Annotated in this window: 17 protein-coding genes and 1 tRNA gene; 7 read left to right on the top strand and 11 right to left on the bottom strand. The window is 71.5% G+C overall.

Annotated elements, in window-relative coordinates:
* A partial coding sequence (locus tag JAN01S_RS15110; RefSeq protein WP_068319462.1) for a GNAT family N-acetyltransferase occupies positions 1–425 on the bottom strand: 425 nt, incomplete at its 3' end.
* A gap of 43 nt (positions 426–468) precedes the next feature.
* Entirely contained in the window at positions 469–2517 is a 2049-nt protein-coding gene (gene thrS, locus JAN01S_RS15105) for a threonine--tRNA ligase (protein WP_068319460.1), read from the bottom strand.
* Between the two features lie 136 nt (positions 2518–2653).
* Here thrS and JAN01S_RS15100 point away from each other — a divergent pair, with 136 nt between their 5' ends.
* Positions 2654–3760: a sterol desaturase family protein gene (locus JAN01S_RS15100; protein WP_068319458.1), complete on the top strand. Its 1107-nt coding sequence runs from the start codon at positions 2654–2656 to the stop codon at positions 3758–3760.
* A gap of 187 nt (positions 3761–3947) precedes the next feature.
* Here JAN01S_RS15100 and JAN01S_RS15095 read toward each other — a convergent pair.
* Positions 3948–4033: transfer RNA gene (locus JAN01S_RS15095), tRNA-Leu, on the bottom strand.
* Positions 4034–4150: 117 nt separating this feature from the next.
* The gene (locus JAN01S_RS15090; RefSeq protein ID WP_068319456.1) at positions 4151–4561 is read right to left on the bottom strand and encodes a VOC family protein; all 411 of its coding nucleotides are present in this window, start codon (positions 4559–4561) and stop codon (positions 4151–4153) included.
* Between the two features lie 58 nt (positions 4562–4619).
* On the opposite strand from JAN01S_RS15090, the gene JAN01S_RS15085 reads away from it, so the two are divergent.
* The 3 genes from JAN01S_RS15085 to JAN01S_RS15075 are packed head-to-tail and all read left to right on the top strand — an operon-like array spanning position 4620 to position 6334.
* On the top strand, positions 4620–5387 hold the full coding sequence (locus tag JAN01S_RS15085) for a HipA family kinase (protein ID WP_068319454.1): 768 nt from the start codon (positions 4620–4622) through the stop codon (positions 5385–5387).
* Complete coding sequence (locus tag JAN01S_RS15080) at positions 5384–5764, top strand: DUF3037 domain-containing protein (protein ID WP_068319452.1); 381 nt, start codon at positions 5384–5386, stop codon at positions 5762–5764. The genes JAN01S_RS15085 and JAN01S_RS15080 overlap by 4 nt, the downstream gene beginning before the upstream one ends.
* A 39-nt stretch (positions 5765–5803) precedes the next feature.
* A complete protein-coding gene (locus JAN01S_RS15075; protein ID WP_068319450.1) occupies positions 5804–6334 on the top strand; it encodes a YbhB/YbcL family Raf kinase inhibitor-like protein in 531 nt (176 codons plus the stop codon).
* Between the two features lie 30 nt (positions 6335–6364).
* Here JAN01S_RS15075 and JAN01S_RS15070 read toward each other — a convergent pair whose 3' ends face one another.
* The 6 genes from JAN01S_RS15070 to JAN01S_RS15045 form a co-directional block, all read right to left on the bottom strand.
* The gene (locus tag JAN01S_RS15070) at positions 6365–7174 is read right to left on the bottom strand and encodes a TrmH family RNA methyltransferase (RefSeq protein ID WP_068319448.1); all 810 of its coding nucleotides are present in this window, start codon (positions 7172–7174) and stop codon (positions 6365–6367) included.
* 9 nt (positions 7175–7183) lie between these two features.
* Entirely contained in the window at positions 7184–7909 is a 726-nt protein-coding gene (locus tag JAN01S_RS15065; RefSeq protein WP_068319446.1) for a sulfite exporter TauE/SafE family protein, read from the bottom strand.
* A complete protein-coding gene (locus tag JAN01S_RS15060; protein WP_068319444.1) occupies positions 7906–8679 on the bottom strand; it encodes a sulfite exporter TauE/SafE family protein in 774 nt (257 codons plus the stop codon). Before JAN01S_RS15060 ends, JAN01S_RS15065 begins: the two co-directional genes overlap by 4 nt.
* A 62-nt stretch (positions 8680–8741) precedes the next feature.
* Positions 8742–9902 carry an SPFH domain-containing protein gene (locus JAN01S_RS15055; protein WP_068319442.1) on the bottom strand — a complete coding sequence of 387 codons (1161 nt, stop codon included), beginning with the start codon at positions 9900–9902 and terminating at the stop codon, positions 8742–8744.
* Between the two features lie 32 nt (positions 9903–9934).
* Entirely contained in the window at positions 9935–10384 is a 450-nt protein-coding gene (locus tag JAN01S_RS15050) for an NfeD family protein (protein ID WP_068319440.1), read from the bottom strand.
* Positions 10385–10414: 30 nt separating this feature from the next.
* Entirely contained in the window at positions 10415–11200 is a 786-nt protein-coding gene (locus JAN01S_RS15045; protein WP_068319437.1) for an ABC transporter ATP-binding protein, read from the bottom strand.
* A 37-nt stretch (positions 11201–11237) separates the two neighbouring features.
* On the opposite strand from JAN01S_RS15045, the gene JAN01S_RS15040 reads away from it, so the two are divergent.
* Both JAN01S_RS15040 and JAN01S_RS15035 read left to right on the top strand, forming a co-directional pair.
* Positions 11238–11993, top strand: a complete 756-nt coding sequence (locus tag JAN01S_RS15040; protein ID WP_068319435.1) for an Rv1486c family protein — start codon at positions 11238–11240, stop codon at positions 11991–11993.
* Positions 11990–12511 (top strand): GNAT family N-acetyltransferase, encoded by a 522-nt coding sequence (locus JAN01S_RS15035; protein ID WP_068319432.1) that lies wholly within the window; start codon positions 11990–11992, stop codon positions 12509–12511. The genes JAN01S_RS15040 and JAN01S_RS15035 overlap by 4 nt, the downstream gene beginning before the upstream one ends.
* Here the strand turns inward: JAN01S_RS15035 and glgA are convergent.
* Positions 12484–13680 carry a glycogen synthase gene (gene glgA / locus JAN01S_RS15030; RefSeq protein ID WP_068319430.1) on the bottom strand — a complete coding sequence of 399 codons (1197 nt, stop codon included), beginning with the start codon at positions 13678–13680 and terminating at the stop codon, positions 12484–12486. The two genes, JAN01S_RS15035 and glgA, sit on opposite strands and share 28 nt — an antisense overlap.
* Before the next feature lie 42 nt (positions 13681–13722).
* Between glgA and JAN01S_RS16745 the strand changes: the two genes are divergently transcribed.
* A partial coding sequence (locus JAN01S_RS16745; protein WP_370670790.1) for a sugar phosphate nucleotidyltransferase occupies positions 13723–13845 on the top strand: 123 nt, incomplete at its 3' end.

The raw sequence follows: 13845 nt of genomic DNA, 5'->3' as shown, positions 1-13845 counted from the left end.
GGATCGGCGAAGCCGGTCGCGTCGAAGAGGGCGCGGCCGGCTTCGCTGGCGTTCAGGCGCAGGAAGCGCACTCGCTCGGCCGTGGCCGCCTCCTGCGCGGCGTGGACGAGCCGACGGCCGATGCCCTCACGCCGACGGTCGGTGGAGACGAAGACCTGCTGGACGTACCACCACTCGGGGCGACCGGCCCGGGCGAGCGTCGGCAGCTTGCGCACCCGCTGGGCCAGCAGGCAGCCGACAGGGCGACCGTCGTCCTCCTCTGCGAGCCACCCACGGTAGGCGGCGAAGTCGTCGAGGAAGGCGTCGGCGTACGCCACGAGGAAGCCCTCGCGCGACGCCCGCCCTTGCTCGCGGTCCTGCTGCAGGCGCAGGGCCGCCAAGGCAAATGCGTCGTCGCGCTCGACCGGGCGCAGGCTCACGTCCATGGGGGCAACCTAGCCCCTCCGGACGCCGTCAGACGGTGGAGCCTCAGATGGTGCCTGCGGGCTGCTCGTCCGGACCGGGGTTGGCCAGGCTCGGAGCAGCCATGACCTGGTCCTTGGCCGAGACGGCCGCCAGGACACGCTCGATCGCGGTCTCGATCGGCAGGCCGTTCTCCTGCGAACCGTCCCGGTAGCGGAAGGAGACCGCGTTGTTGCTGCGGTCCTCCTCGCCGGCGATGAGCGTGAAGGGCACCTTGGACTTGCTGGCGTTGCGGATCTTCTTCGGGAACCGGTCGTCGCTGTCGTCGAGCTCGACCCGGATCCCCTGCGCCCGCATCTGCGTGAGCACGTCCCACAGGTAGTCGTTGTACTCCTCGGCGACAGGGACACCGAGCACCTGGACGGGGCTGAGCCACACCGGGAAGGCGCCGGCGTAGTGCTCGACGAGCACCCCGATGAAGCGCTCGATCGAGCCGAACTTCGCCGAGTGGATCATCACCGGCTGCTGGCGGGTGCCGTCGGCAGCCTGGTACTCGAGCGCGAACCGGTCGGCCGAGGGCTGGTTGAAGTCGTACTGGATCGTGCTCATCTGCCACGTGCGGCCGATGGCGTCACGGGCCTGCACGCTGACCTTGGGGCCGTAGTACGCGGCGCCGCCCGGGTCCGGCACGAGCTCGAGCCCGGTCTCGGAGCAGACCTGCTCGAGCACCGCGGTCGCCTCGGCCCAGTCCTCGTCGGAGCCGATGAACTTGCTGCTCTTGTCACCGTCCTCGTCACGCGTCGACAGCTCGAGGTAGAAGTCGTCGAGCCCGAAGTCGCGCAGCAGCCCGAGGATGAAGTCGAGCAGGTGACGGATCTCGTCGGGCGCCTGCTCCTTGGTGACGTAGGAGTGGCTGTCGTCCTGGGCGAAGCCCCGCACGCGCGTCAGGCCGTGGATGACGCCGGACTTCTCGTGGCGGTACACGTGCCCGAACTCGAAGAGCCGCAGCGGCAGCTCGCGGTACGAGCGCTGCTTGGAGCGGTAGATGAGGTTGTGCATCGGGCAGTTCATCGCCTTGAGGCGGTAGTCCATGCCGTCGACGTCGAAGGGGGGATACATCCCCTCGCCGTAGTACGGCAGGTGGCCGGAGGTGTGGAAGAGCCCCTCCTTGGCGATGTGCGGCGTGCCGACGTACTCGAAGCCCTCCTCGATGTGCCGCTGGCGGACGTAGTCCTCCATCTCGCGCTTGATGACCCCACCCTTGGGGTGGAAGACGGGCAGGCCGGAGCCGATCTCGTCCGGGAAGGAGTAGAGGTCCAGCTCGCGACCGAGCTTGCGGTGATCGCGCTTCTCGGCCTCGGCGAGGCGGTCGAGGTAGGCCTTCAGCTCGTCCTTGCTCGGCCAGGCCGTGCCGTACACGCGCTGCAGCTGCGGGTTCTTCTCACTCCCGCGCCAGTACGCGGCGGCGCTGCGCATGATCTTGTACGCGTTGCCGATGACCTTGGTGCTCGGCACGTGCGGGCCCCGGCACAGGTCACCCCATGCGCGGGTGCCGTCCCTGCGGACGTTGTCGTAGATCGTCAGCTGGGCACCGCCGACCTCGACCGAGGCGCCCTCGGCCGCCTCCTCGGAGGCGCCGCCCTTGAGGCCGATGAGCTCGCACTTGTACGGCTCGTCCTTGAGCTCGACGAGCGCGTCGTCATCGCTGATCTCGCGACGCACGAAGGTCTGGCCCTCGTTGATGATGCGCTGCATCGCCTTGTCGAGGGCCTTGAGGTCCTCAGGGGTGAAGGGCTCCTCGACGTCGAAGTCGTAGTAGAAGCCGTCACGGATCGGCGGACCGATGCCGAGCTTGGCGTCGGGGTTGATCTGCTGCACGGCCTGCGCGAGGACGTGGGCCGTGGAGTGGCGCAGCACGTCGAGGCCGTCCTGCTCTGCGGCCGTCACCGGCTCGACGACGTCGCCCTCGGCGACCTCGTGCGCGAGGTCGCGCAGCTCGCCGTTGATGCGGGCCACGAGCACCGCGCGGTCGCCCTCGAAGAGGTCCGCCGCGGTAGTGCCCCGGTCCACCGATCGCTCGTCTCCGGCGACGTTGATGGTGATCTGGGCAGACACGTGGGACTCCTGGTGGGACGGTTCGAGGTGCCCGGCGGGCACCGTCGAACTCTATCCCCGCGAAGGGGGCACACCCCACTCGGTTTGAGTACGTCGCCTCAGGTGCCGGCCTCCGCCCCCTTCCTATCTTTGGACCATGCTCGCCAAGGACCGCATCCTCCTCCCCCACACCGCCGCGTGGTGCGGTGCCCTCAGCCTGCTCGCCGTGCTGTGCTTCCACTTCCCCGAGGCCCTGACCAGCCAGGAGTTCCGCCCCGTCTACACCTCGGACTTCGCACGGGGCCTGCTGCTCGTCGGCCTCGTCGGCGCCTTCCTCGCCGGGACGGTGGCTGTCCTGGCCGACCAGCGCCGGCGCATCGCCCTCGCCGGGATCGTCGCGGCCACCATCGCGGTCCTCCTGGGCGGGACGACGGTCCCCCTCGACACCATCGAGGCCACCCCCTACTCGCTGGGTGTGGACTGGTTCATCCTGTCGCTCTTCTTCTCCGCGATCGTCTTCATCCCGCTCGAGCGGTACCTGGCGCACAGTCGCCACCCCATCCTGCGGGGAGGCTGGCGCACGGACATCTGCTACTTCTTCCTCAGCCACGTCCTCGTGCAGTTCATTCTCATCGCCGTCACGGCGTCGACGACCACCGTCGCGGCGGCCATCGCCATCGACCCCGTCAAGGCGCTCGTCATCTCCCTTCCCCTGTGGGTGCAGGTCCTGCTCGCCGTCTTCTTCGCAGACCTCGCCCAGGCGCTCCTCCACCGGGCGTACCACCGGGTGAAGACACTGTGGCGCTTCCACGCGGTGCACCACTCGAGCCGGGACCTGGACTGGCTGGCCGGGTCACGCGTCCACCTCGCCGAGACCGTCCTGACCCGCAGCATCGTCCTGCTGCCCCTCATGGTCCTCGGCTTCTCGACCACGGCCGTCAACGCCTACGTCCTCATCGTCGGGCTGCAGGCGGTCGTGGCCCACGCCAACATCGGGGTCCGCTTCGGGTGGCTCGAGTACCTCGTGGTGCTCCCCCGCTACCACCACTGGCACCACGCCCGGCACGTCGACTACTGGGACCGCAACTACGCCATCCACCTGCCGGTCGTCGACATGCTCATGGGCAGCTTCAAGCTCCCGCGTGACGGCTCCTGGCCGCAGGAGTACGGCGTGCTCAAACTCGAGACGGTCCCCCGGGGCCTCGTTCCGCAGTTCCTCATGCCCTTCCGCGGGGACCGGGAGTACGAGGAGCACGTGGCCTGAACCGGCCCGTGTGACTCGCGGGTATGACGACAGACTCGCAGCCCGACGAGCGCGAGTCCCCGGCAGCTCGGACCCCTCACGCAGCCCGTGACGCCAGCGTGTCGTCGTACCCGCGCGTCACCTCGGGTCCCGCGCCGGCGACAACGTGAAGGGCCCCGATCCACTGGAGCGGGGCCCTTCATTCCTGTGTCCGAGGGGGGACTTGAACCCCCATGCCCTAATACGGGCACTAGCACCTCAAGCTAGCGCGTCTGCCAATTCCGCCACCCGGACGAGTGGTGCGTCCGGCGGCTGGGGGCCACCGGGGCAACGACGTGAAACTTTACACGCGGATGTCCCCGAGGAGAAATCCACTGCCACAGCGTGTCCGCGCAGCAGGACGAGCGGCCGTCACGGCGTCTGCGCGGCCTCCTCCGGAGCCCCGACGTAGAGGCAGAAAGGGTGCCCCGCGGGGTCGATGAGGACCCGGACCTCGACCTGCGGCTGGTGGTCCGAGAGCCGCCCGCCGAGACGCAGTGCGGCCTCCACGGCCCGCTCCAGGTCGCTCACCTCGATGTCGAGGTGCATCTGCATCTGCTGGTCACCCGGCTGGGACGGCCAGGCCGGCGGCACGTGGTCCCGCTCGAGCTGGAAGCCGAGGTAGACGTGGGACTGCTCCGGCGCGATGGTCGCCCAGTCCTCCTCGTCGCTGTGGATCCGCCAGCCGAGGACCTCGGCGTAGAAGCGCGCGAGCCCCCTCGGGTCGGGGGTCCCGAGCACGGTGCCGAGGTAGTCGTGGGGAGGTCGTCGTCCAGCGAGCATGTCCCCACCTTGCGCGAATTTCGGCGCGATCGCCACCCGGTGGGCCTACTGTGGGCCCGTGCTAGAGACCGTCACCGCGACCCGGTTCGCCGTCCCCCTGCGCGAAGGGGGCTCCCTCCCGGGCCTCGTCGAGGCGGATGACCTCGGGATGTACGTCGTGAAGTTCCGCGGCGCCGGGCAGGGCGTCAAGGTCCTCGTCGCCGAGGTGCTCGTCGGGGAGCTGGCCCGGGTCCTGGGTATCCCCGTCCCGCGCCTGGTCGTGGTCGACCTGCCCCGCGACATCGCTCGCTACGAAGCCGACGAGGAGGTGCAGGACCTGCTGACCGCGTCGGTCGGGACCAACCTGGGCCTGGACTACCTCCCCGGGTCCTTCGGCTACGACGGCAGTCGCCCGGCCACTGCCGAGCAGGCCGCGCCGATCGTCTGGCTCGACGCGTTCACCGCCAACATCGACCGCACCTGGGCCAACCCCAACCTGCTCGTCTGGGGCGGTCGGCCCTGGGTCATCGACCACGGTGCCGCCGTGTACTTCCACCACGGCTGGGGTCGACGGGCCCCCGACCCGCAGCGCTTCGCCGATCAGCTCTTCGACGGGTCCGACCACGTCCTCGGCGACCTCGTCGGCGACCTGGGCGAGACGCACGAGCGACTCGCCGCCCGGCTCGACGACACGACCCTCGAGGGGGTCGTCGCCCTCCTCCCCGACGAGTGGCTCGAGATCTCGGAGCACCTCCCTTCGCCCGACGCCGCCCGAGCCACCTACCTCGAGCACCTCATCGCCCGCCGCGACCGGCCGGCGGCCTGGCTCACCGGAGGTGCCCGATGACGCGGCTCCCTTACCAGTACGTCGTCCTGCGCTGCGTCCCCCGGGCCGAGCGGGAGGAGTTCATCAACGTCGGCATCGTCCTGCGCAGTCAGGCGGCCGACCACCTCGAGGCGGCCTTCGCCGTCGACCGCGATCGCGTGCGGGCGTTCTCCCCCGACCTCGACCTCGACGAGCTCGACGCGGCGCTGCGGACCGTGTGCGCCGTCGCTGCAGGGGACGAAGGGGGCGGACTCCCCCGCCTCGGGGACGACGGGCGCCGCTTCGGCTGGCTCAGCGCCCCGAGGTCGACCGTCGTGCGGGCAGGGCCCGTCCACAGCGGTCTCACCGACGACCCGGCCGCCGAGGTGCAGCGCCTGCTGGACCGCCTCGTGCGGTGACGGGTTGACGTCGGACGTCGACGACCTAGGGTCGGGACCATGGACTTCACGCGACCGACCGCACCGGCTCCCTACGACCTGCTCCCGCCGACGGCCTCCTTCGAGGTGACGAGCGAGAGCTTCACCGACGGGGGCCGGCTCGACGACGCCCAGGTCAACTCCGGCGGCGACCGCAGCCCCCAGCTGTCGTGGTCCGGCGCCCCCCAGGGCACCAAGAGCTTCGCGGTCTCCTGCTTCGACCCGGACGCCCCCACGCCGGCGGGCTTCTGGCACTGGACCGTCGTCGGGCTGCCGGCCGACACCACCTCGCTGCCCGAGGGCGCGGGTGCGGAGGGTGGCGCGCAGCTGCCCGCGGGGGCCTTCATGACGGCCAGCGACTTCGGCACCAAGGCCTTCGGCGGCGCGGCCCCGCCCGAGGGCTACATCGCGCACCGCTACGTCTTCGCCGTGCACGCCCTCGACACGGACGACCTCGGCATCGACGACTCGGTCTCGTGCACCGTCGCGGCCTTCACCTACCTGCCGCACACCCTGGGACGCGCGGTGATCACCGGCCTCCACCAGGCCTGACCCACCCGGGCGACGTCGTCGACCTGCGACTCAGCGCACCCGCAGCTCCCACGCCGCGACCGCACCGGCTGCGGCGACGTTGAGCGAGTCGACTCCCCCGGCCATCGGGATCGTCACGGTGACGTCCACCCGTCCGAGGGTCCGCCGCGCCAGCCCGTCACCCTCCGTACCGAGCACCAAGGCGAGCCGCTCGGGGGCCTGTGCCGCGAGCTCGTCGAGGGTGATCGCATTGTCGGCCAGGGCCAGGGCAGCCACCGTGAATCCGGCCTCGCGCAGCTGCTCGATCCCGCTCGGCCACCGCTCGATGCGTGTCCACGGCACTTGGAAGACGGTGCCCATCGAAACCCGGATCGCCCTGCGGTACAACGGATCAGCACACTGCGGGGTGACGAGCACGGCGTCGGTCCCCAGAGCGGCTGCAGAGCGGAAGATCGCCCCGACGTTGGTGTGGTCGACGACGTCCTCGATGACGAGCACCCGCCGGGCCCCGTCGAGCACCTCGGCGAGCGGGCGCGTGGGCGGACGGTGCATGGACGCCAGGGCACCTCGGTGCAGGTTGTACCCGGTGATCCCCTCGATGACCTCGGCGGACCCCGTGTACACCGGCACGCCGTCGGCCTCGGCCTGCTCCACGACGTCCGCCAGGTCGGTGAGCCAGCGCTCCCCCATGAGCAGCGCGCGGGGTCGGTGTCCGGCGGCCAGCGCCCGTCGGATGACCTTTTCGCTCTCGGCGAGGTAGAGCCCACCGGCGGGCTCGAGCACCCGGCGCAGCTTGACGTCGGTCAGGCCGACGAAGTCGCGCAGTCGCTCGTCGGTCGGGTCGGTGATGAGGATCGGCACAGGGCGAGGCTAGAGGAGCGCGCGGGCGATGACGCTGACGCTCGCCACGACGCAGAAGGCGAGGACCCCCCTTCGCACCGCCTCCGCGGGCATCCGGGCGCGCACCGGACCCGCGACGAGGTGCCCGAGGAGGACGAAGGGGGTCCACAGCAGCCCCGCGCGCAGCTGCGCCCAGTCCGCCTGCCCGGCGATCGCCAGACCGGTCACGGCCAAGACCGAGCCGGCGATGAAGAACACGGCGAGCGTCGCGCGCAGCCGGTCGGGAGGCTCGTGCCGCATGACGAGCGCGAAGAACGGCCCCCCGATGGACGCGGCCGTCCCGGACACACCACTGATGGCCCCGGCCGCCATGGCGCTCTCCCGGGACAGGCGCACCTCGACGGCGACGACCGAGGCCACCACCGTGACGAGGATGAGGATGCCGACGGCCAGGGCGATCGCGTCGGCGGAGGTCGATGCGACGAGCCAGACCCCGAGCGGGGTGGCCAGCAGACGCGCACCGACCGCCCAGCCGAGCGGCCGCCACGAGATCTCGCGGGGTCCGGTCGCCAGCTGCAGGACCGGCAGGACGAAGGCGCACACGAGCATGGACGTCGGCATCAGCTCAGGGCGCAGCACGACGACGAAGGGGGCCGAGACCACCGCGATCCCGAAGCCGATCGAGGACTGGACGAAGGCCCCGACAGCCACGACGAGGCCCAGCGCGAGCAGGACCGGGTCGATCCACTCGATCACGGGAAGAACACGAACTTGGTCAGGCCGGCCAGTCCGACGACGACGATGACCCCGCGCAGCACGTTGGGCGGGAGCCGGCGTCCGTACCGGGCGCCGAGCACGCCACCGACGACCGAGCCGATGCCGATGAGCGCGGCGATCCCCCAGTCGACGAGCTCCGGTGCCGTGATGATGAAGACGAGTGAGCCGATGACGTTGACGACGAGGCCCAAGACGTTCTTCAGACCGTTGAGCGCCTGCAGCGGCTCCGTGGCCAGCGCCGAGAGCAGGCCGATGAGGATGACCCCCTGGGCCGCGCCGAAGTACCCCCCGTAGACGCCCGCGACGAGGACGCCGGCCATGAGGGCGACGAGGTGCCAGGTGGGCGCCGACCCGCCGTCCTCGTGGTGCCGCTTCGCCCAGGTCTGCAGGCGCGGGCCGAAGATGACCAGGAGGATGCCGATGCCGATGAGCACGGGCACGATCGCCTCGAACGCCTCCGGCGGCAGCCACAGCAGGAGCAGCGCCCCGGTGATCGCGCCGAGCACCGACATCGGGACGAGCTGCACGACGCGGCGGCCCATCCCCTTCATCTCCGGCAGGTAGCCGAGGCTGCCGCTCACCCCGCCGGGGACGAGGCCGATCGAGTTGGAGACGTTGGCGGTCACGGCCGGCACGCCGAGGGCGAGCAGCACGGGGAAGGTCACGAGCGTCCCGGACCCGACGAGGGTGTTGATGCCGCCCGCCCACACACCGGCGAGGACCACTGCACCCATCTCGAGCCACGACACCCGGTCAACCCTAGACCGGCAGCGCCACGGGACCGGTGGCCGGGTGCGCCGGGCGGCACGCGTCAGCGGTTGTCTTCAGTGCCCTCGGACGAAGGGTGCTGCGCCGGGTCCTCGGGAGCGGGCTCCGCGGGCTTCGGCAGGCGCACCCCGGGCCCCGCGGCCGGCTGGACCCGTGAGGCCGGGGTCGCGTGCGCGCTCGCCTCGCGGGAGGCCTGACCGGCCTGGCCGCGTGCCTCGGCGAGGGCCTCGCCCGGGTCCTCGAGAGCGGTGGTGTCGAAGACGTTGGCGTCCTCCGGGCCCGGGTCGACCCAGTCCTCGGCGTCGAGTCCCCCCTTCGGTCCGTCGCCGTCGCTGCCGCCGAGCGCACCACCGATGCCGCGCAGGGCGTCGGTGAGCTCGCTGGGGATGATCCACATCTTGTTGGCGTCGCCGGTGGCGATCTGCGGGAGGACCTGGAGGTACTGGTAGGCGAGCAGCTTTTGGGTCGGCTTGCCGCGGTGGATGGCATCGAAGACCTGCTTGATGGCCCGCGACTGGCCCTGGGCCTCGAGGACCGCGGCCTGGGCGGAGCCCTCGGCCCGCAGGATCGCCGACTGCTTCTCACCCTCGGCGGTGAGGATCTGCGACTGCTTGACGCCCTCGGCGTTGAGGATGGCCGCGCGGCGGTCCCGCTCCGCCTTCATCTGCTTTTCCATCGACTCCTGGATGGACATCGGCGGGTCGATCGCCTTGAGCTCGACGCGGTTGACGCGGATGCCCCAGCGGCCGGTCGCCTCGTCGAGCGCACCACGCAGCTGGCCGTTGATCTGGTCACGACTGGTGAGCGTCTGCTCCAGGTCGAGGGAGCCGATGACATTGCGCAGGGTCGTCACGGTCAGCTGCTCGATGCCCTGGATGAAGTTGGCGATCTCGTACACGGCCCGCTTGGCGTCGATGACCGTGTAGTAGATGACCGTGTCGATGTTGACGACGAGGTTGTCCGAGGTGATGACCGGCTGCGGCGGGAAGCTCACGACCTGCTCGCGCAGGTCGATGCTCGCCCGCACCTTGTCGACGAAGGGCACGAGGATGTGGATGCCGCCCTCGAGCGTGCGGGAGTACCGGCCGAGCCGCTCGATGATCAGCGCCGTCTGCTGCGGCACGATGCGCACCGTCTTGAAGAGGATGACGAGCGCGAAGACGAGCAGCGCTGCGATGAAGATGAGGAATGCGGCGCCGTCCATGGGACCGTCCTTCCGGATGGGGGGTGGGTGCGTCAGGTCTTGAGGGTCACGACGGCCGTGGCACCGTCGATGGACAGCACGGTCACCTCGGCGCCGGGCTCGCAGGGCGGGGCGCCGTCGGGCACGCGAGCGCTCCACGTCTCGCCGGCCAGACGCACCCGACCGTCGGTCTCGGTGACGGTCTCCAGGACGCGCGCGGTGCGACCGGTCAGGGCCGCCGAGCCGATGTCGGCCGAGGCGGCGGGGTCGGTGAACTGCCGCTTGACGATCGGCCGCACGACCCCGATGAGGAGCAGGGCGACGCCGACGGCGAGCAGCACCTGGAGCATGACGGGGGCACCGACAGCGGCGGCCGCCGCCCCGACGAGTGCGCCGCCGAAGAGCATGACGAAGACGAAGTCGACCGTCGCCGCCTCGATCGCGATGAGCACGAGGGCCAGGACCAACCAGGCCAGCCAGAGGTTGTCTCCCAACCACTCCATCTCGTGCCCCCTTCGTCGGGTGTCAGGCCATCATGCCCGAGCGCGTGCCGACCATCGGTCACCGTGCTGCTCCAGCACCAGATCGAGACCAAACGTCTGCGAGAGGTTGTCCTCGGTCAGGGTGATCTCGATGGGGCCCTGGGCCACGACGCGGCCCTCGCGCAGGAGGAGCACGTCGGTGAAGTTGGGCGGGATCTCCTCGACGTGGTGCGTGACCATGACGAGCGCCGGCGCCTCGAGGTCACCGGCGATGTCGCCCAGACGCCGCACGAGGTCCTCGCGGCCCCCCAGGTCGAGTCCCGCGGCGGGCTCGTCGAGGAGCATCAGCTCGGGGTCGGTCATCAGGGCCCGGGCGATCTGCACGCGCTTGCGCTCGCCCTCGGACAGGGTCCCGTAGCTGCGGTCGGCGAGGTGCTCGGCGCCCAGTGCCGCGAGCAACTCGCGGGCCCGGTCGTGGTCGAGGTCGTCGTATCCCTCACGCCACCGGCCGACGACGCCCCACGAGGCGGTCACGACGACGTCGGTGACCCGCTCCCCCTTCGGGATGCGGTCGGCGAGCGACGCGGAGGCCAGACCGATGCGGGGTCGCAGCTCGAAGACGTCGACCGCCCCGAGGACCTCGCCGAGCACGCCGACGACCCCACGGGTGGGGTGCATGCGGGCGGCCGCCAGCTGCAGCAGCGTCGTCTTGCCGGCGCCGTTGGGACCGAGGACGACCCATCGCTGGCCCTCCTCGACCTCCCAGTCGACGTCCGCGACGAGGGTCGACTCGCCACGCACGACAGTGGCTCCGGCCAGCGCGAGGACATCACTCATGACCCGACCCTATCGAGCGCGAACTACCATCGGTCAGATGCCCGAGCTGCCCGCCTCCGTCCGTGTCGCGCTGTGGGTGACGCATGCCTGGTCCGGCGGCACGACGCTCACCCACGCGATCGACCGCGCGCTGCCCGATGTCGACCACACCGAGGGCCTGGTCGAGCAGGTCCGCGTCTGGCGCGACCTCGGCGAGGCCGCCCTGCTCGTCGCCCTGCCCGGCCCGGGCGACCTGCACGGCCTGCCCCGGTGCGGCCCCGTCGCGACCGACGCGGCCGTCGAGGCCGGGGAGGCGGTCTTCGTCGCCGGCCTCGGCGGCATGCTCGTGCCGCAGGTCTCGACCTTCGGCTCCGAGGGCGCCCGCGGGCTGCGCATCGACTGGGCCGAGCACGACGCCGATCCCGTGCCACCCCACCGCATCGAGGCCCTCGAGCCGTCCCAGCTGGAGCGTCACCTGCGCGGCCACCTCCTCTCCGCGATCGACGAGCTCGACCGCATCGGCGGCACGCCCTGGGCCGACGACCTGTCCCGGGACCTGCTCGACGACCGGCTCGGCGCCGACTGGGCACTCCCGGACGCGATGCCCGAGCGTGCGCGCAAGGTCATCGGCCTCGCCGGCACCGTCGCCGTCGCCGCGGAGGTCGGACTCGGCGCGTCCGGTGCCGTGACGGCCGCCCACGACGAGCAGCGCGCCGCCGCCCTTCGTCGCCTGGCCCGTAGCTGCGAGCAGACCCTCGCCGACGCGACCAACGCGGCCTGCGCCCAGCTCGCGGGCTGGGTGCCCATCCGGTGATCCGGCCACTGGCCACCGACCGGCTCCGGCTCGCCCCCGCGACGCCCGGGCACCTCCCCTTCCTCGTCCGGCTCGACTCCGACCCCGAGGTCCTGCGCCACATCCTCGGGCGGGCCCGCACGGAGCAGGAGGCCACCGAGTACTGGGCGCCGCAGCTGCCCGGACCGATGTGGGTCGGCTCCGTCGACGACGAGCCGGTCGGCTGGTGGTCCCTGTGGCCGCGCGAAGGGGGGACCGCCGAGCTCGGCTACCGGCTCGCCCGACGATGGTGGCGGCAGGGCCTGGCCGTGGAGGGCGCCCGTGCCGTGCTGGCCGAGGGATTCGGCGACGCATCCCTGCAGGTCGTGCGGGCCGAGACGATGGTCGTCAACCTCGGGTCGCGCGGGGTGATGCGACGGCTCGGGATGCGGGAGGTCCGCGTCGAGGTCCGGGAGTGGGAGGACCCGCTGCCCGGCGCCGAGCTCGGCGAGGTGGTCAGCGAGATCACCCGTCAGGACTGGCTGAGCACGCTCTCGTAGACCGCCATCGTGCGGTCGCCGATGCTCGTCCAGGAGAACTGCTCGACCGCGCGCCGGCGGCCCGCTGCGCCCCGGGCACGCGCCCGGTCGGGGTCCGACAGCGCATCGACGAGCGCAGCCGCGAGGTCGGCCTCGAACCGCGCGGGATCGACGGGCGCCCCGGTGCCGTCCTGGACCTGCTCGATGGGCACGAGCCATCCGGTCTCGCCGTCGACGACGACCTCGGGGATGCCGCCGGTCGCGGTCGCCACGACGGGCAGTCCACAGGCCATGGCCTCGAGGTTGACGATGCCGAGCGGCTCGTAGACCGACGGGCAGGCGAAGACGGTCGCCGCCGACAGCAGCGCGATGACCTCGTGCCGAGGCAGCATCTCGGGGATCCACACGATGCCCTCACGGGTGGCGCGCAGGCTCTCGATGAGCGTCTCGACCTCGGCGAGGATCTCCGGGGTGTCGGGTGCCCCTGCACAGAGGACCACCTGCACCTCCGGGGGCAGGTCGCGCACCGCGCGCAGCAGGTGGGGCAGGCCCTTTTGCCGGGTGATCCGGCCGACGAAGACGATCGAGGGGCGGTCCGGGTCGACCCCATGGCCCCTCACGACGTCGAGGTCCTGGGCCGGCTGCCACAGCTGTGAGTCGATCCCGTTGTGCACCACGTGCACCCGGGCCGGGTCGATGTCGGGATAGCTGCGCAGGATGTCGGCGCGCATGCCGTGGCTCACGGCGATGACCGCGGCGGCGGCCTCGTAGGCGGTGCGCTCGACCCAGGAGCTGAGCCGGTAGCCGCCGCCGAGCTGCTCGGCCTTCCACGGCCGAAGGGGCTCGAGGCTGTGCGCCGAGACGACGTGCGGGACGCCGTGCAGCAGCGAGGCGGTGTGGCCGGCGAAGTTGGCGTACCAGGTGTGGCTGTGCACGAGGTCCGCCCCGCCGCAGTCGGCCGCCATCGTCAGGTCGACACCCATGGTCGTCAGGGCCGGGTTGGCTCCCTCGAGACCGGGCGGGTCCGGGTAGCCGGTGGTCCCCCCTTCGTCCCGGGGTGCGCCGAAGCACCGCACCCGCACGTCGGTGTCGCCCCGCTCTCGCAAGGCGCGCGTCAACTCCGCGACGTGCACTCCGGCGCCGCCGTAGACGGCCGGTGGGTACTCCTTGCTGAGGATGTCGACGCGCACGGATCCAGCCTAGAGCCGCGGCGGAGAAGCCACTAGGTTGGGATCGTGCGCCGCCAACCCAAGGTCCTGGCCATCGTCCTCGCCGGCGGCGAGGGCAAGCGACTCATGCCGCTCACCGCCGACCGGGCCAAGCCCGCCGTGCCCTTCGGCGGGATCTACCGGCTC

It is taken from the genome of Janibacter anophelis NBRC 107843, assembly GCF_001570945.1.
GTDB lineage: Bacteria > Actinomycetota > Actinomycetes > Actinomycetales > Dermatophilaceae > Janibacter > Janibacter anophelis.
Note: the sequence above shows the minus strand (reverse complement) of the source record. Positions and strands in the feature narration are given on the sequence as shown.

Excerpts from the sequence above, each read along its gene's own strand:
- JAN01S_RS15100 (WP_068319458.1), top strand. The coding sequence starts at position 2,654 with ATGCTCGCCAAGGACCGCATCCTCCTCCCCCACACCGCCGCGTGGTGC.
- JAN01S_RS15090 (WP_068319456.1), bottom strand. The coding sequence starts at position 4,561 with ATGCTCGCTGGACGACGACCTCCCCACGACTACCTCGGCACCGTGCTC.
- JAN01S_RS15080 (WP_068319452.1), top strand. The coding sequence starts at position 5,384 with ATGACGCGGCTCCCTTACCAGTACGTCGTCCTGCGCTGCGTCCCCCGG.
- JAN01S_RS15075 (WP_068319450.1), top strand. The coding sequence starts at position 5,804 with ATGGACTTCACGCGACCGACCGCACCGGCTCCCTACGACCTGCTCCCG.
- JAN01S_RS15055 (WP_068319442.1), bottom strand. The coding sequence starts at position 9,902 with ATGGACGGCGCCGCATTCCTCATCTTCATCGCAGCGCTGCTCGTCTTC.
- JAN01S_RS15050 (WP_068319440.1), bottom strand. The coding sequence starts at position 10,384 with ATGGAGTGGTTGGGAGACAACCTCTGGCTGGCCTGGTTGGTCCTGGCC.
- JAN01S_RS15045 (WP_068319437.1), bottom strand. The coding sequence starts at position 11,200 with ATGAGTGATGTCCTCGCGCTGGCCGGAGCCACTGTCGTGCGTGGCGAG.
- JAN01S_RS15040 (WP_068319435.1), top strand. The coding sequence starts at position 11,238 with ATGCCCGAGCTGCCCGCCTCCGTCCGTGTCGCGCTGTGGGTGACGCAT.